Here is a 17284-nt window from a genome sequence, read left to right as displayed (position 1 = left end):
CCCTTTCCTACTTTATTTTTTAAAAATTTATACAAAATGGATAATTTGTATAAATTTAAAATCTTTCATTCTACACTTAAAAAAATAACTTACTTCTGCGCAATACCATTTGGGATAATGACTTCTTTGAGCAGTTTCTCTTCTTCCTTGATGCGATTATACAAAACTACCGCATACAGAGGAAATAGAATACAAAATGAAATTAGTGCATGACAAAGTAATGCTAAACCAATCAACTCTGGAACGATATTCAAGAAATAATTTGGGTGTTTGACATAGCGGAAAAGCCAATGATCAACAAATTTATGATCGTTTACAAGCATCAATTTCACTGTCCAAATGTCCCCTAATAATTGCGTCACAACATAGAGCATAAACATTGAAAATAGCAATAGCCCCAAACCTATAGCACTAAGTGCGTCAAACCGAACCTGACGTATCGTAGCTTCAGCAAAGCAAGAAAGGTAAAATAAAATGTGAAGAATAGTGATATACTTGGTATTTTGCACGCCATATTCGCGCCCACCATTTGCCAATATCGCTTTCTCATTCTTCATTGATATTTTTAGAAATACCAACCGAAATATAAACACCGCTAAAACAATAAGTCCTGATAAAGTCATACGACCTCCTTATAATAAAATAATCTATTTTATTATATAAAGAGGGGATTTCCTAAGTCAATACATTCAAAAAATATCATATAAACTGTAGAAAGAATTTACAATGTTGTTAGTTCGATTTCTTCTACAATTCGTTTTACATCGGCTGGGTCTACTTTTGGAGTCCATTGCAGGCAGTTAGCTGTTGCATAAGCACAGGCACAAATGACAGCTTCTCTATCAACTCTCCCCCTACTTTCTAAAGCATGGCAGAGACTTCCAAGGAAAAAGTCCCCTGACGCAATAGGATTTTTAACATGAATTGTTGGAAACGTCAGTTGGAAAACATCATCTTTCAGACGTGCTACGACTCCTTTTCCTCCCATTGTCACAATGAAATAGGGAATTTTAGTATATTCTTTGAGAAGTTTTGCTGCTTCTTCTGCAGTTTCAACTGGACATCCTGTTAATTCTGCCAATTCTTCATCGTTAATTTTTACAATGTCAGGTTGTGCTGAAAAAGCTGCTTTTAGTGCGACACCGCTTGTGTCTACTACTAAATTCACATCTTCTGGCAAAAGACGACCAATTTGTGCAATATAATCATCTGGCATCCCTTTCATCAAAGAGCCAGAAAACACAACGCTATCTCCAGATTGAATGCGCTTTATAAGATTTGAAGTGAATTGTTCTAATAAATCCTTATTCAGCTCAAATCCAGCTTCATACACAAGATAGGTCTTTCCTAATTCTGTATCAATCATAATTGTACAAGTACGCGTATTTTTATCAACTTCTGTCACAACGAGCGGAATACCGTCTTCTTCATTTAATTGTTGAATATATTCGCCCATTTTGCCACCTAACATTGTATGAATGCAAAAATTTCCTTGTTCTTCGCCTTTTTCGCAATTCAGGACATAAGCAACATTAAAACTTTTCCCACCAGCATTCTCGTGAACTTGACTTGGTCGATTGACCACATCTTCTTTAAACTGACTAAGTAAAACTGTCCGATCCAAAGCTGGATTTGGACAAACTAAATGAATCATGTTTCTTCCTTCCTTTTTTTCAATCAAAAGCCAGACTATTTCAAAAGGAATAGTCCAGCTTATTGTTATCTTATTATTCTATTTTGCATTTGTAGCGTATTCTTCATTTCGCTTAATCATTTGTTTTCTATACCAAGCAAAGATACCAATATAGAACACTAGAAAGACAATAACACCAAAGATAGCTTTGATATCGCCTGTTGTAGCATTTCCGATTGTCCAACCAAGTAATTTTTCAATTGGGCCTTCAAGAGTAGAGTGGGTAATCAATTGTGTGCTAGCTACCCCTTTAGGAAATGCATCTACGCCTTTCGCTAAGTCCGTAACAAATGGCGCAATAAGGGTTCCAGAAAGAAGGAAGAGCGGAAGCAATAGAGTTCCAAATACAATCATTCGGATAAGCTTACCGCGTGTAACAACCAGAAGTGCTGGAGTAACACCCATTGCAATAATCCCAGCAAGTGGCAAAATACCATTTCCGACTTTAGAAAGAAGGACTGCTTCTACTAGCATAATTGGTGCTAAAACATTGGCACATGCCCAGATTTCTGCACGACCTGCGATAAATGGCCAGTCAAGTCCAATATTGAATTTACGTCCTTGAAGACGTTTTGTTGCAACATTTGTAATTCCTTGTGAAAGAGGTTCTACTGCCGCGATGAACCAAGAACCAATAAGTGAGAACAATTCCAAGCAGACACCAGCTGTCAAACCAAGAGATAACCAACCTTTGATAACAAGTGACCATTTTGCTGCTTCGGCAACGCCAGATACTGGATGCGGCGTTCCCATAATTCCAATTACAATCCCAAGAATAAATCCAATGAAGAATTTAGAACCCCAGAAACCAATTTTCTTATTCAATTTTGCAGCGTCAAAGTCATATTTATCCAACCAAGGGAAGAATTTATCAAAAATCTTATCCAAAACCATGATAACTGGATTCATCATGTAGTTCATGTGAGTAGATGTCATTGGAGACGAACTTGGTGCATTGAGCAAGTCATCAAATGTTGGCTTCATTAAGTCAGAGTTAATAATTTTCATTACTCCGACAAGTACGACTGCAAGCGTTGCTACAAAGAGCGACACTCCTTGGCTAACACCATTATTATCCGCATACCATTTAATCAATAGACCTGTAATTGATAAATGCCAAATATCAAAAATATCAACATCTAAGGTATCCGTTTTTTTCGTAATTAACATCACAACATTGACGATGAGCATAATGAGTAAGAAGTAAAGCGTCCAAGCAGAACCCCATGTAATCGTCGCCAATGGTGCCCAACCAACGTCTGTAATATTGAGTTGAATTCCTGTATTTTCAACGAATTTCGCAAGTGAAGCCGAGAAAGCACCATTTAACATACCGATAATGGCACCAATACCCGTAAGAGCTATGGCAAGTTTAATACCACCTTCCAAGGCTTTGGAAAACTTCACTCCAAAGCATAAAGCAAGCACCGTCAAGACTATCAACATGATAATTGGTGCACCCATATCCAAAATGGGTTTAAAGAAGCGATTCGCTAAGTCAATAATGACATTCATAAAAAATCCTCCCGATTTTATTTTTTGGATGATAGTGAATGAAAAGTGAAATAACTATTTCAGTAGATAAAAATTGTTTTTATCTAGCGTTTCAATTTTTCATTTTTTTGTTTTTTTCTAATGAATTGCTTTAACTAAGTCCATGTTCCTTAATAGCTGCTTCAATATTGTCATATACTGGTGCACTCATGGCTGGAATACGGAATAAAATTGGTCCTGCTTCAATAACAGGAATCCCCGGTTCAAATCCCAAATCCGTTGCTGCTATTGGGGTGAAAATATCATAACCTTTTATCAAGTCTTCATTCACATCTTTGACCATTACCGCATCGCATTGGACATCATAGCCACGATTTGAAAGTTCTTCTTCAAGAGCATTTTTGATTTGGTGGCTTGAGTTTACTCCTGCTCCACAAGCTGCTAAAATTTTAATCATTGTAAAATCCTCCATTTTTAATGATTTATTGTTTCTGATATATAGTGAAATAGTTTATCTGCCTCATCCAGCTCGGATAAGGACTCTAGGTTGCCGTCAGCAGTAAAGAAATCCATCAATTGAGCCAAGATATTCGTTTGACTGGCATTAGAATTATTGATAATGAAGAACAAAAGCGATACTTGTACTTCATTTGACGGAACAATCATATTATGAAAAGTCACCGGCTGATCTAAGCGGACTACAACCACCTTTTCTGCTAAATTATGGACAATATCCGTATGCGGAATTGCTACATTCGGCAAATTTTTCCCTAAAAATTCCATGTCCAGCCCCGTAGGAAAGGACTTCTCTCGCTCAATCAAGGCGTCTTTATAAGAAGACGTTACAATGTGCCTCTCCTCAAGGAGATTTGCAACCTGATTGAAAAGCTCTTCTTGACTGTCAGCATGCAGACAAAAGACTAAATCTTTATCGAACAACTGATAAAGTTCCATCATAGCCTCCTTCTATTTTGTTCTATTTTGTTTATAAGTAAAGTATATCATTATATGTAAACGGTGTCAATAGTTTGTTATGTTTTTTTATGTTATTTTTTGTTTGACAATATTTGCGTGAGATGTTATGATGTTGTTGTGAAATAAAAAAAGGAGGTATAACAATGAAAGTTATACTAGGTACAGACCGTGATGGTTTTGAGTTAAAAAATAAAGTAAAAACTCATTTACTCCAACTTGGTTATGACATTAAAGATCTCAACGAACAAGAAGGTGCTGCTGATTTTGTCGACTCGACAGATGCTCTTGTTGAAGAATTACGAAAAGATGATACTGCCCGTGGTATTTTGTTTGATCGCTTTGCAGTTGGTTCTTATATGGTTGCAAATAAACACCGTGGCATCATTTGTGCTGCTGTTTCAGATGAGCATTCTGCTATGATGACCATTCGCCACAATTCTACACGCATTATCACTCTCGGTGCAGCTATTCTCGGTGAAGAATTGGCAAATGCCTGTGCAGAAGCTTATTTAAAAGCTGACTATGATGCTGGACGCCACCAAGTTCGCATTGATATGCTTAATAAATTATGTTAAAGGGTAGGAGGAAAAATTATGAAAATCGCTCTTGGCTGTGACCATATCGTAACAGATACAAAAATGAAAATTTCTGAACATTTAAAAGACCTCGGTCATGAAGTCATTGATGTCGGAACCTATGACTTTCACCGGACTCATTACCCAATCTTTGGTCGTCTGATTGCAGAAAATGTTGTTTCAGGAAAAGCCGATCTTGGAATTGCCCTTTGTGGTACAGGAGTCGGTATCTCTGTTTCTGCTGACAAAGTTCCCGGTACTCGTGTAGCTCTTGTTGGTGACGTTCTAACCGCACGCTATGCAAAGAAAGAACTCAATGCAAATATCATCGCTTTTGGTGGACGTATTCTTGGTCAAAATCTTATTCATAATATCGTTGATGTCTTTCTTGAAACAGAGTACGAGCCAACAGAAGCCAATAAACAACTGATCGAAAAAATCGATAACAGCATCAAAGTCAGTCCTGAAGTCGCTAAAAATGACCATATTTTTGATGAAGAAAATGCTAAATGGGCTCGCGGAGACTACCATGATTAAATAAAAACTGATACTCATAAAAACAAGAGGTTGGGAACTTTTGTCTCAACCTCTTATTTTTTATTTAACTATAACACATTTGTATAAGATTTATACTTTTCCTTGACCTTAGGTGAAATATCGTCATCTGTAATCACTGCATCTAAATCATCCAATTGATAGAAACAATAGAAAGAATAGCTGTCAAATTTACTATTATCTGCCACAATATATTTTTCGATTGCATTGTTCAAAATAATGGCATTGCCATTTCCTTCTTCTTCATTAGCAGTCGTAACATTATGACCGTCAATTCCATTGACACCAATAAACGCTTTGGAAACTTTGATTTCCTTCAACAAGTTATTCGCAAATTGCCCTACAAACGTTTGTGTCTTCACCCGATACCGACCACCTATTAAAATAATATCGCAATTAGGATTGTCTTTTAATTTTTCAAAAATAGGGAGCGAATTTGTCACAATACTCACACTTTTATCAGCCAAATAATCTCCGATAAAATCCGTCGTTGTTCCCGAACCGATAAAAACCGTGTCACCAGAAGAAATCAAATTAGCACATTTTTGAGCGATTGTTTGTTTTTCTTTGATATTCAACATCGTTTTTTCAGTATGCGAAGCTTCGTTCAAGCCATTTTTTACCCTCTTATGAGCTCCTCCATGAACGCGAGTCAGTAAGCCCTGCTTTTCTAGGTCAATCAAATCCCGCCGTATTGTCATGTCCGTCACATCCAGCAGTTCTTTTAATTTCTTAACAGAAACAACACCTTGCTGATCCAGTTCTTGAAGAATAACTCTATGTCGTCCTTCTTTCATTTTGTCTCCTTTCTAATTATATTATTAGATTCCTCAAATATATTATACAACAATTTATTCATTTTGAAAAATTAAAAACAATATTTTTTTGATTTTTGTAAATTATTGTTTGACTTTGTTTTGTTTGTGTTTTATAATTGAACTGTACAAAACAAAAGGAGTCTAAACATGACAATAAAGCAAGACAAATTAAAATGTTTATGTGATGAAAGCGGAATCATTGGTGCTTTAGCCATTGACCAACGTGGAGCTTTACGCCGTATGCTGGGCGAAAATACCCCAATTGAGCAATTGGAAGAATTTAAAGTGTTAGTATCGAAACATTTAACCAAGTATGCTTCTTCTATTTTACTTGACCCAGAATTGGGCTGGAAAGCTGCAGCAGCTCGGGATGAAAATGCTGGATTGCTCGTTGCTTACGAAAAAACAGGCTATGACAAAACTATACCCGGTCGCTTCCCCGACCTTGTCGAAAATGTATCGGTCCAACGCCTTAAGGCCCAAGGTGCTGATGCTGTGAAAGTCTTACTCTATGTGGATGTTGACGAAGGGAAAGAGGTTAATGACATTAAAGAAGCCTTTATCGAACGAATTGCTTCTGAATGCAAAGCCGAAGATATGCCATTTTTCCTTGAGTTGGTTTCTTATGACGCCAAGGTGACAGATGAAAAAGAATATGCCAAACTCAAACCTTATAAAGTCATTGAAGCTATGCAACTTTACTCACAAGAACGATTTGGCGTAGATGTTCTCAAAGTCGAAGTTCCAGTCAATATGAAATACGTTGAAGGTTTCGCTAAGGATAAAATTCTTTACAGTAAAAAAGAAGCTGCTACTTTCTACAAAGAACAAAGTGATGCAACTTCTCTTCCATTTATTTTCTTATCTGCTGGCGTTTCAGCTCAACTTTTCCAAGATACACTCCGCTTTGCTAAAGAATCCGGTTCAACTTTCAACGGTGTTCTTTGCGGACGTGCTACTTGGGCTGGTGCTACCCAAGCCTATCAAGAAGGTGGAAAAGCAGCTACGATTCAATGGCTTGAAACAGTAGGCAAACAAAACATTGTCGATTTAGATGCAGTTCTCCAAGAGACTGCTACGCCTGTTGTATTTAAATAACTTTGTATCTCCTTATAAAAATATAAAAAGACGAATTTCTGTTCGCCTTTTTATTATTGCATAGTTATTTATCACCTTTATTGCGGATGACAAAACCTGTTTTCTTTTCACTTGAAGTATTGCGAGGTTTTTTGTGCTCTTTGCGATAGCGTTTTTCCTTGTCAAAATGCTCATTGCGAGCGCCCTTTTTGTAATTGTCACGTCTGCTACCCCGTTCACGGCGATTGCCGCCTTTATTATTCCGATTTCCCTTGTTGGCACCAGGAATATATTTAAATGGTAGTGGTTTTTCACGCGCAATTTCCACTTCTGGAAGAGTATCTGGATCTTGCACCGTCAAGCTCAAAATATATAAGGCTAACTCTTCTGGCGTAAATTCAGCCGCTAGTTTACGAGCATCTTTGCCAAATTTCTCAAAATTGCTACGGATAGTCTCATCTGCAAAATCTCGCTCAATCTTTTTGAGTGCAACTTTTTTCTTAGCTTGAAAGGCTTCTTCTGCAGTTGCTGGCTTCATGCCTTTCATACGTTTTTTGGTTAAGCTTTCAATAATTTGAAGATAACCCATTTCATTTGGTGCAACAAATGTAATGGATTGACCAGATTTACCAGCACGACCTGTCCGTCCGATACGATGCACATAACTTTCTGGGTCTTGTGGAATATCGTAATTGTAAACATGAGTAACACCAGAAATGTCCAATCCACGTGCAGCAACATCTGTCGCAACAAGAACATCCAAATTGCCATTTTTGAAGTCACGAAGAACACGGAGACGTTTTCCTTGGTCTAAATCGCCATGAATCCCCTCTGCGCGGAAACCACGGATTTTAAGCCCACGAGTCAATTCATCAACTCGGCGTTTGGTACGCCCAAAAACGATAGAAAGTTCTGGTTGCTCCACATCCATGAGGCGTGTCATGGTATCAAATTTTTCATTTTCTTTTACACGGATATAATATTGATCCACCAACTCTGTTGTCAATTCTTTTGCTGCAATTTTGACATGCGTTGGCTCTTTCATAAACTTCACGCCAATCCGCTTGATAGCATCTGGCATAGTAGCTGAAAAGAGCAGGGTTTGACGCTCTTCTGGCACGCGTGAGATGATTGCTTCAATGTCTTCTAAGAAACCCATATTGAGCATTTCATCTGCTTCATCTAAAATAAGAGTTTCTACATGATTGAGTTTCAACGCCTTGCGCTTAATGAGGTCTAATAAACGTCCTGGGGTTCCTACAACAATGTGAGCACCTGATTTCAAAGCTTTAATTTGCTTTTCAATGCTAGACCCACCATAAACGGATCGGACTTTCACTCCTTTACTACGACCGAAACGGAAGAGTTCTTCCTGACTTTGAACAGCTAATTCACGGGTTGGTGCAATAACTAGAGCTTGAACAACAGGATTTTCTGTGTTAATTTTTTCAAGAGTTGGAAAACCAAAAGCGGCTGTCTTTCCTGTACCAGTCTGAGCTTGTCCAATCACATCTTTTCCTGCCATAGCAAGCGGGATTGTTTGTTCTTGGATTGGACTGGCTTCAACAAAGCCTGCTTTTTCAATTTCTGCTAACAATTCAGCAGACAAATGTAATTCATTAAATTTCAATTTTTTCTTCTTTCTAAAAAGGTAGTGCGAAGCTACCTTATCAAACATGTTTCGCTTTTCATTCAGCAAATCTGACACAAGTATTCCAATCAAAAAGACTGTATCTTGGTTGCTTGTCAAAAGTGAATGAGAAAGCTGACTATTTTGCAACCTACCTAGTATAACATAAAGAAAGGCAAAAAGATAGGATTTCTACTATTTTACTTTTTATTGGCCAACCATTTCAAAGCTTTGGTCAATATAATCCACAGAACTAGACTGATAACAACAATATAAATCCAAGCATTTTTATCATTAGACAACGGAAGTGGCACATTCATGCCAAAGAATCCCGTAATAACTGCAAGGACTGCTAAGAGGACTGAAATGATTGTTAAAACGGTCAAATTATCATTCAGATTGTTGTTCAAAATATTGTTGTAAGAACCAGATAGTTGGCTGAGAACTTGAGAAATCAAGTCTGTCATTGCTACTAATTGTCGAGCTTCAATCATGACATCGTCAAACTGCTCTTTTTCAATTTCATCTAAATGGCGATAAATTGCATGTCCTTTAATGTGTTCTAACAGCATACGATTTTGTTTTGCAGCTGCTACCAAGTAGACTATGGAAGTTTCCAAGTCTGCTAAAGCAAAGAGATTTCTCTTAGTGGTTGTTTTGTGCAATAGTTGGTTGATATGATCTTTTGTTTCATCCATTTTTTCAATCACAGGATAATAAGAATTACATACCAATTCTAAACTAGCAAATAGAAATTTGTAAACTGTCACAGGCTCATGGTGTTCAACATAATTTTTCATCATGTCTACAACATAAGTATTTGCTTTATTGCTAACTGTTAAGAGTTTATCTTTCTGTACAATAAAAGTCATAGGAACGGTTTCATAGTAATTTTTGTTTCTTGTTAAATTGAGTACATTGAAAATAAAAACAACTGTTCCTGTTTCACGATTGTAGTCCATGTGAGCTCGTTCATTTTTATCCAGCGCATACTCAATCGTTTCTTCATCAATATTGTATTCTTTATAAGAAGCTGGATGTTGACTCAAAATATCTGCATCCAAATTTATCCAAGCCATTCCACTCTTTAATTCTTTTTCGATAAACACTGTTTTCTCCTTTCATTATCAATGGAAAAGGACTGAGAGACACTCAATCCTTGGTAAAATTTAATACATACAATTGAGCAAATCATTGCCATTATTCTATCATATGCCAGCTAGCCTAACGAGCAGATTTTAACAACTATTTGTCACAATATGTGGACAGCTTTGGAATCTCTTGACATACCATCAGACAAATCTCGATAGAATTTATTGGACAGAGTATTAGGCAATCCATTCTAGCAACTGGTATTAAAAGATGGGCGATGATAATCAACATATTTTTAACGAGTTACTAACTGCGTCAAAGCATTTGACTATAATTTTAAGTAATCCGCCTATAGCGGTTACCGTCCAATAAGAAGAACTTTCGTTCCATTGTCAGCACAGCGTTACGACACGAAGTTCGATGAATCGATAACATTCATCGGACGAAGTTAGTAAGGTACTTAGCCATGGTCCCATAGGACATGGCGTAGATTGCTTAGGTTACTCGTAACCAAGCAATTCTGGTAGGTTACGACACGAAGAGGCGAAAACGATATTTTTTCGCCGATGAGTTAGTGAGGCACCTAGCCAAGTTCCATATAGAACTTGGCGTTAGTTACTTAGATTGCTTTGCAATCAAGTAACTTTGGTGCGTTACATCTTCTCTTCCAATTTGACATCTGGGTATTTATCCGCAAACCAACGGAGGGCAAAATCATTTTCAAAAAGGAAGACGGGCTGGTCAAAGCGGTCCTTAGCCAAAATATTGCGGCTGGAGGACATGCGCTCATCCAGATCTTCTGGTCGAATCCAGCGAACCGTTTTCTTGCCCATCGGTGTCATAACCACCTCAGCATTGTATTCATTTTCCATACGGTGCTTGAAAACTTCAAACTGCAGCTGACCGACAGCCCCTAACATGTACTCGCCGGTCTGATAATTGGTGTAAAGCTGGATGGCTCCTTCTTGCACCAACTGCTCGATTCCCTTATGGAAGGATTTTTGTTTCATAACATTCTTAGCAGAAACCTTCATAAAGATTTCTGGAGTAAAGGTTGGTAGCGGCTCAAATTCAAACTTATTTTTTCCGACAGTCAGCGTATCGCCAACTTGATAGGTTCCTGTATCATAAACTCCGATAATATCCCCAGCTACTGCACTGGTAACATTTTCACGGCTTTCTGCCATAAACTGAGTGACATTAGAAAGTTTTACTTTTTTACCAGTTCGTGTCAAATTGACATCCATTCCCTTATCAAATTCACCAGATACAATACGTACAAAGGCAATACGGTCGCGGTGTCTTGGATCCATATTAGCTTGAATTTTAAAGACAAATCCAGAAAAATCCTTGTCATAAGGATTAACTAATTCCCCATCGGTTTTTTTATGTCCGTGCGGTTCTGGTGCGAATTTGAGGAAGGTTTCCAGAAAAGTCTGCACACCAAAATTAGTCAAGGCTGAACCAAAGAAGACTGGCGTCAATTCACCTTTCAAAATTGCTTCTTCTGAAAATTCATTTCCCGCTTCCTGCAAAAGCTCAATATCCTCTTTTACCTGCTCATAGAAAGGATTCGCAGCAAAAAGCTTATCTCCATCTTCTAAAGAGGCAAAACGCTCATCGCCCTTATAGAGCTCCAAACGCTCATTATAAAGGTCATATAGACCTTCAAAGGATTTCCCCATTCCAATCGGCCAATTCATCGGATAACTGGCAATGCCTAGGATTTCTTCCAGCTCTTCCAGCAGATCTAGTGGCTCTCGACCATCCCGATCCAGTTTGTTCATGAAAGTGAATACTGGAATATTACGGTGCTTAACCACTTCAAAAAGCTTTTTAGTCTGCGCCTCAATCCCTTTGGCAGAGTCAACTACCATGACTGCAGCATCTACTGCCATCAAGGTACGGTAAGTATCCTCTGAAAAATCTTCGTGCCCTGGTGTGTCTAGAATGTTCACTCGCTTGCCATCGTAGTCAAATTGCATAACAGAGGAAGTTACTGAAATCCCCCGTTGCTTTTCAATGTCCATCCAGTCAGATTTAGCAAAATTCCCCGTTTTCTTTCCTTTGACAGTTCCGGCCTCACGAATCTCGCCTCCGAAGTAGAGCAATTGTTCTGTAATAGTTGTCTTACCAGCATCCGGGTGACTGATAATGGCAAAGGTTCGCCGTTTTTTTATTTCGTCTTGAATCGTCATCATATCCTCTTTTTCTTTTTTTGCTTATGCTTTTAATTTCTATTTGAAAACTCTTATTACATTAGACTGCTCCTAATACTCAATGAAAATCAAAGAGCAAATTAGAAAGCAAACCACAGGCAGTACTGGAGTACAGCAAGGTGAAGCTGACGAAGTTTGAACTTGATTTTCGAAGAGTATAACTTGTTTCAACCTATCCATTATAGCTGATTTAGGGATTTTTTTCAATCGCTTGAAACATATAAAAATCGCTCTGATGAGCGATGCCTGTCTCCTGAAATCTCACAATAACACTAGCTAAGAGAAAAATTGCTAAGATTAAAATCAAAGTAAAGACATACCAAGTCATGATAGAGCCTCCTATATTTTACGAGTAAACTGCACCAATATATAATCACTTGTCACAGTCAGCAGATAACTCTTAAAGATTGGAATAATACAAATTGGGAAAAACAAAAAAATCCTGCCAAATAAACTTGACATAGGACATGATGATTGGGATTTTAAACCAATTTTGATTGCTTTTTCCATCGCCTTTTAAAATATTCATCAAACAGCATCAAAGCTACAGAAAGTATTGTCGAGACAATCAAATAATTAAAAAAGATACTCTCCCCTTTAATCAAAGGCGGACGTGCCATGAGACCATAATTTCCACCCGTTAATTGATTGATTCCTACTAAAAATAAATCCAGTCCAAAAGTGAAAAGAACAATTATATACTTTTTTAGCAACTTTTTATCATAGTGATTCATCAGATACACTAGCGAATTGACCAGCAAAGCATAGTGACCAAGCAGGAAAGAAAAGCTTGTAATATGCGGAAAATCATAAGGGTCAAAGACTGGATAGCCTAGAGCAAAAACTGCCCCGCTTACACCCATTAGAGCAAAATACTGCTTGCTCCGCCATTTGTCTGGTAAAAAAACAACAGCAAGCATGGCTAAACGACAATGATAAAAAGGCAAACTATTAGCAAATGGCAACCGAAAGCCAACATACCACATATAAAGAACAACCAACTGTGCAATCTGAAGCCATTTAAAAGTTTTCATAAAGCGTGGATTGTCATGATATTTCACCGCCGCATAAATAGACAGTAAGATAAGGGTAATCATCAACCCATACCAAAATAGCGGTATTGGAGGTGGCTCTGTTGTCTGAGTTGTAAAAAAATTATTCATCATAACTTAGTTTTCCTGCCTTACTGTTTCTTCTTGTTCTTGCCTAATTTGTTTAAAGACAAGAGAAATCGACCAAATGGCCAAAATCAAGGTCAATGAAACAAAAATATAATTGCCCATCATTCCATGGTCTCCCACCAGAGGTGGCACTTTCAAAAATCCATAATTTCCACCACTAACAAGGTTCACAAATAGTAATAAAAGATTCATTCCAAAACTAATCTCTACAATTCGCCGTAAACTCAACTGCTCACTATCATAATGATTCATCAAATACGTGAGAGAATTCCCCAAAAGAGCATAGTGACCAATCAGATAGGATACGAAGGTGATATGAGGGAAAGCAAATGGATCAAATATCGGATAAACCAACGCACAGATTGGACCAAATACCCCTAAAAGAGCAAAATATTGCTTATAAACTGAAGAATCAGGCAAAAGCAAAACAGCAAACATCGCTAATCTACAATGATAAAAAGGAAGTGCCTCAGAGATTGGTGATAAGGTTGTGACATACCAGCTATAAAGAACTAGAATCTGTAACCCCTGTACACATTTCAAAAAGATTTGATAACGTTTGTCTTGATGATATTTTACAGCACTATACATGACGTAAATCATTCCCAAAAACATCATTCCATACCAAAACGGGCTTAATTGTGGTGGCTCTGTTTTATGACTTGTAAATAATTCTTGTAGATTCATCTCCTACTAATCCATCCTATTGGTTAATTCTTTTATGACACTTAATTTTCTTGTTGTGGCGACAATGCCTAACTTCTTTTCAAGAAAATTATTATTCAACTTCTTTTTTCTGGCATCTTTTGGCAAATACATATAAAGACAAGTTTCTCCAGTTACAAATATTTCATCTGTAAAGCTCACTTCTGCCACTTCTTTGAGTCTCTCTGTAGATAAAACATTATTTGTAAACAACAAATGAATCCTCGACTGGTCCAATTCCCTAGGAAAAGGATTTTGCAGGACAGCCTTTTCTAAATCTGACTTTTCCTTTATGATAATGGATAAATTCGCACCGATTTTCTCCAAAATCAACTGATGAATGTGCTGAGCCAGTTCTTCAGCGGACATACTCGTTTTGCAAATGACATTGCCTGATTGAATATAGCTTGAAACATTGTCTAAACCAGATTGTTCCAACATTTGAACCAAATCACTCATCTTAGGAATCCGATTTGGTCCTGTTGGCATGACGCCGCGAAGAAGAGCAAGATACTGTACTTGACGATTACTCTTCATTCTCCAATTTCTCCACTAGAGTGGCTAAATTCATAGAATTGCTCCCCTTTATCAACACTTGATCTGCTGGTTTCAGAGTTGCTTTAACAGCTTTTAGCAAGTCAGCAAACTGATCTTTTTCAGCATTTTTTACTAAATAATGGACTTTCTCCGGCGGAAAGATTTCCTGAGCATAAGCAAAGAGAGCCGCCATATCCTCACCATAGAGGAAAACTTCTGACAGAACATCAGGATTGAGACTGGTAATCATAGCTCCGTGCATTTGTTTAGAATCAGCTCCCAGCTCTTTCATATCAGCCAAAACAACCATTTTTCGACCATTTTCATTACAAGGAATCGTTGAAAAAGTCTCCAAAATCAGACGCATAGCTGTTGGATTGGCATTGTAAACATCTGAGAGGATGTCTGCTCCATTTTTAGCCTTTTTCCATTCAGTACGGTTCCGTGTTAATTCAAGTGTCAAAAAGGCTTTTTGAATGTCCTCTTCTGTTACCCCTTCTTTTAAGGCTACATAAGCTGCAATCATGGCATTGGTCGCATTGTATTTTCCAGTTACCGGAAGGTCAATAGCGTTATCTAAGAAATTGGTCTCAAAAGTCAAACTATCTTTTCGTTCTTCTAATTTTGTTAGGAAAATATCTTCGTCTGGACCAAAACGGACTACATTTTGCTGACTTGGTAGAAAATCATTGATAATCTTGTCCGCTGGAACAACCAAAAGAGCCCCGTCTTTCATGCCGTCAGCAATTTGCATTTTTCCTTTTGCAATTTCATGACGACTTTTAAAGAATTCTAGATGTGCTTCACCAATCAGCGTCACAATACCTACTTTTGGCTGAGCAATGGTGGATAGGAGATGAATATCTCCCATGTGATCTTGTCCCATTTCCAGAACCAACTTTTCGGTGTCATCTGGCATGTGTAAAACTGTATAAGGAAGACCAATTTCATTATTGTAATTCCCCTGTGTTTTATAGGTTTTATAAGTCGTTGATAACAGATGAGCCAGCATATCTTTGGTCGTCGTCTTACCGTTAGAACCCGTAACTGCAAAGACATCTACCTTCATTTTTTCCAGATAATACTGTGCCAAACGCTGCAACGCTGCCAATACATCATCAACTAAAATATAAGGATAGTCACCCAATTCTTTTTCTGACAAGGTTGCCGCAGCACCTTTTTCAAATGCTGTCGCAATAAAGTCATGCCCGTCACGCGCACCTTTAAGAGGCAAAAATAAATCTCCCTCTTCAATCAATCGGCTGTCAAATTCTGCCTTTCCAAATGCACAATCTGGAAATTGATGAACATCATTTTTGGCTTTTAAAACAGAAGCTACTTCATAGAACGTTAATTGCATTTTTGTCCCCTATATTAAATATCTCTAACTCTCTCATTATACCACAGAAAAACCGACTTTTACATATACTCGTCAAAGACATACTAAAACAATAGAAAAAAAACCTTTCGGCTCTTTTAATCTTGTCTTACAACAAATGTTTTTCATGTTTTGTAAACGTTTCTTGAGCTAAAAGTACTAATTTCTCAATCAAATCTGTATAAGAAATGCCCATGTTTTCCCAAAGTAGTGGATACATAGACCATTGAGTGAAACCTGGCATCGTGTTCAGTTCGTTGAGGAAAATCTCACCCTTGTCGGTATAAAAGAAATCACAGCGAGCTAAACCGACACCACCAATAGCATGGAAAGCTTTTTCTGCATGTTGACGCATAGCGGCAATAACATCTTCAGAGAGTTTTGCAGGAATATCCATCGTAATTTTGTTGTCAATGTACTTGGCTTCGTAGTCATAAAAAGCAACATCCTTCACTACCTCACCTGGCAAACTGCTTTTGGCTCCTTCATTTCCAAGTAAACCAACTTCAATTTCACGCGCATTGACACCTTGCTCAATCAAGACACGGCTATCATATTTGAAAGCCAGCTCAAGAGCAGAGCGCAGTTCATCTTGATTCTCAGACTTAGAAATGCCAACGCTAGAGCCCATATTTGACGGTTTTGTAAAGACTGGATAAGTCAGATTTGCTTCTACTTCTGCAATTTTTTCTTCTATGTCTTCCCCTTCCACCACTGCTACATACGGTACTTGCGGAATGCCAGCAGAAGCTAACACTCGTTTTGTCGTGATTTTATCCATAGCAACACTAGAAGAAAGGATATTGCAACCTACATAAGGCATTTTCAACACCTCAAGAAATCCTTGGATAGACCCATCTTCTCCCATTGGACCATGAAGAACAGGAAACACAACTGCCCCTTCTTCGTAAATATCACTTGGTTTAATCTTTTGACTTTCAATGACGGTATCATTTGTCATCAATTTTTCATCGTCGGTAGGTTTGCTTGAAAATTCTTGCGTCTTGATGAAGTCACCTGCTTGTGTGATAAAATAAGTCTTCACAAAGAATTTGTCATAATTAATCGCACGCATGACACTCTCAGCTGATAAGACAGAGACCTTTCTTTCCGCACTGCGACCACCGTAAAGAAGAATGATTTGTTGCTTTAGCATTTTTATACCTAACTTTCTCTATTATCTTTAGAAAAAATCTACAAATTTAACTGCTTTTTAGTATATCATATTTTAGAATGTTTTTGAATCGATAAATTGTAAAATATAGTTCAACAAAAAAACTCATAGCGTTTCATTGGTGTAAACTGTAAGTAACCACACAAACAGAACCCGAGGAAAAACTATGAGCTACTCCCAT

At 37.7% G+C, this 17284-nt stretch carries 18 protein-coding genes; 3 read left to right on the top strand and 15 right to left on the bottom strand.

Annotated elements, in window-relative coordinates; all coding sequences use genetic code 11:
• Positions 1 to 89: 89 nt before the first annotated feature.
• From FQ204_RS03770 to FQ204_RS03750, 5 genes are all read right to left on the bottom strand, one after another.
• Complete coding sequence (locus FQ204_RS03770) at positions 90 to 623, bottom strand: isoprenylcysteine carboxyl methyltransferase family protein (RefSeq protein ID WP_126467404.1); 534 nt, start codon at positions 621 to 623, stop codon at positions 90 to 92.
• Positions 624 to 721: 98 nt separating this feature from the next.
• Positions 722 to 1654: a 1-phosphofructokinase family hexose kinase gene (locus FQ204_RS03765; RefSeq protein ID WP_144208787.1), complete on the bottom strand. Its 933-nt coding sequence runs from the start codon at positions 1652 to 1654 to the stop codon at positions 722 to 724.
• Positions 1655 to 1732: 78 nt separating this feature from the next.
• Entirely contained in the window at positions 1733 to 3208 is a 1476-nt protein-coding gene (locus tag FQ204_RS03760; RefSeq protein ID WP_003023771.1) for a PTS galactitol transporter subunit IIC, read from the bottom strand.
• Positions 3209 to 3338: 130 nt separating this feature from the next.
• Positions 3339 to 3644 carry a PTS sugar transporter subunit IIB gene (locus tag FQ204_RS03755; RefSeq protein WP_003023769.1) on the bottom strand — a complete coding sequence of 102 codons (306 nt, stop codon included), beginning with the start codon at positions 3642 to 3644 and terminating at the stop codon, positions 3339 to 3341.
• A 17-nt stretch (positions 3645 to 3661) separates the two neighbouring features.
• Positions 3662 to 4141, bottom strand: a complete 480-nt coding sequence (locus tag FQ204_RS03750) for a PTS sugar transporter subunit IIA (protein WP_144208784.1) — start codon at positions 4139 to 4141, stop codon at positions 3662 to 3664.
• Positions 4142 to 4305: 164 nt separating this feature from the next.
• Between FQ204_RS03750 and lacA the strand changes: the two genes are divergently transcribed.
• Both lacA and lacB read left to right on the top strand, forming a co-directional pair.
• The gene (gene lacA / locus FQ204_RS03745) at positions 4306 to 4737 is read left to right on the top strand and encodes a galactose-6-phosphate isomerase subunit LacA (RefSeq protein ID WP_003030052.1); all 432 of its coding nucleotides are present in this window, start codon (positions 4306 to 4308) and stop codon (positions 4735 to 4737) included.
• Positions 4738 to 4755: 18 nt separating this feature from the next.
• Positions 4756 to 5274, top strand: a complete 519-nt coding sequence (lacB, locus tag FQ204_RS03740; RefSeq protein WP_144208781.1) for a galactose-6-phosphate isomerase subunit LacB — start codon at positions 4756 to 4758, stop codon at positions 5272 to 5274.
• Positions 5275 to 5342: 68 nt separating this feature from the next.
• Here lacB and FQ204_RS03735 read toward each other — a convergent pair whose 3' ends face one another.
• Entirely contained in the window at positions 5343 to 6089 is a 747-nt protein-coding gene (locus FQ204_RS03735) for a DeoR/GlpR family DNA-binding transcription regulator (protein WP_144208778.1), read from the bottom strand.
• Positions 6090 to 6257: 168 nt separating this feature from the next.
• Between FQ204_RS03735 and FQ204_RS03730 the strand changes: the two genes are divergently transcribed.
• Positions 6258 to 7208: a tagatose 1,6-diphosphate aldolase gene (locus FQ204_RS03730; protein ID WP_144208775.1), complete on the top strand. Its 951-nt coding sequence runs from the start codon at positions 6258 to 6260 to the stop codon at positions 7206 to 7208.
• A gap of 64 nt (positions 7209 to 7272) precedes the next feature.
• On the opposite strand, the gene FQ204_RS03725 is transcribed toward FQ204_RS03730, so the two are convergent.
• The 9 genes from FQ204_RS03725 to FQ204_RS03690 all read right to left on the bottom strand — a co-directional run bounded on the left by FQ204_RS03725 (position 7273) and on the right by FQ204_RS03690 (position 17085).
• Positions 7273 to 8817: a DEAD/DEAH box helicase gene (locus FQ204_RS03725; protein ID WP_144208960.1), complete on the bottom strand. Its 1545-nt coding sequence runs from the start codon at positions 8815 to 8817 to the stop codon at positions 7273 to 7275.
• 200 nt (positions 8818 to 9017) lie between these two features.
• Positions 9018 to 9926 (bottom strand): magnesium transporter CorA family protein, encoded by a 909-nt coding sequence (locus FQ204_RS03720; protein ID WP_144208773.1) that lies wholly within the window; start codon positions 9924 to 9926, stop codon positions 9018 to 9020.
• Between the two features lie 636 nt (positions 9927 to 10562).
• On the bottom strand, positions 10563 to 12107 hold the full coding sequence (locus FQ204_RS03715) for a peptide chain release factor 3 (protein ID WP_144208770.1): 1545 nt from the start codon (positions 12105 to 12107) through the stop codon (positions 10563 to 10565).
• A 211-nt stretch (positions 12108 to 12318) separates the two neighbouring features.
• Complete coding sequence (locus FQ204_RS10475) at positions 12319 to 12456, bottom strand: hypothetical protein (protein ID WP_186286767.1); 138 nt, start codon at positions 12454 to 12456, stop codon at positions 12319 to 12321.
• A gap of 154 nt (positions 12457 to 12610) precedes the next feature.
• A complete protein-coding gene (locus FQ204_RS03710; protein ID WP_186286771.1) occupies positions 12611 to 13291 on the bottom strand; it encodes a TIGR02206 family membrane protein in 681 nt (226 codons plus the stop codon).
• Positions 13292 to 13297: 6 nt separating this feature from the next.
• A complete protein-coding gene (locus tag FQ204_RS03705; RefSeq protein WP_144208765.1) occupies positions 13298 to 13996 on the bottom strand; it encodes a TIGR02206 family membrane protein in 699 nt (232 codons plus the stop codon).
• Positions 13997 to 14002: 6 nt separating this feature from the next.
• Entirely contained in the window at positions 14003 to 14551 is a 549-nt protein-coding gene (locus tag FQ204_RS03700) for a DUF1697 domain-containing protein (protein WP_144208762.1), read from the bottom strand.
• Entirely contained in the window at positions 14541 to 15911 is a 1371-nt protein-coding gene (locus tag FQ204_RS03695; protein ID WP_144208759.1) for a UDP-N-acetylmuramoyl-tripeptide--D-alanyl-D-alanine ligase, read from the bottom strand. Before FQ204_RS03695 ends, FQ204_RS03700 begins: the two co-directional genes overlap by 11 nt.
• A 127-nt stretch (positions 15912 to 16038) precedes the next feature.
• Positions 16039 to 17085, bottom strand: coding sequence for a D-alanine--D-alanine ligase (locus FQ204_RS03690; RefSeq protein WP_144208757.1), 1047 nt, complete (start codon positions 17083 to 17085; stop codon positions 16039 to 16041).
• Between the last annotated feature and the right edge of the window lie 199 nt (positions 17086 to 17284).

Source organism: Streptococcus constellatus (assembly GCF_902167705.1).
GTDB classification, from domain to species: domain Bacteria; phylum Bacillota; class Bacilli; order Lactobacillales; family Streptococcaceae; genus Streptococcus; species Streptococcus constellatus_A.
The sequence above is the reverse complement of the archived record's forward strand: the minus strand, read 5'-3'. Positions and strand labels throughout refer to the sequence as shown.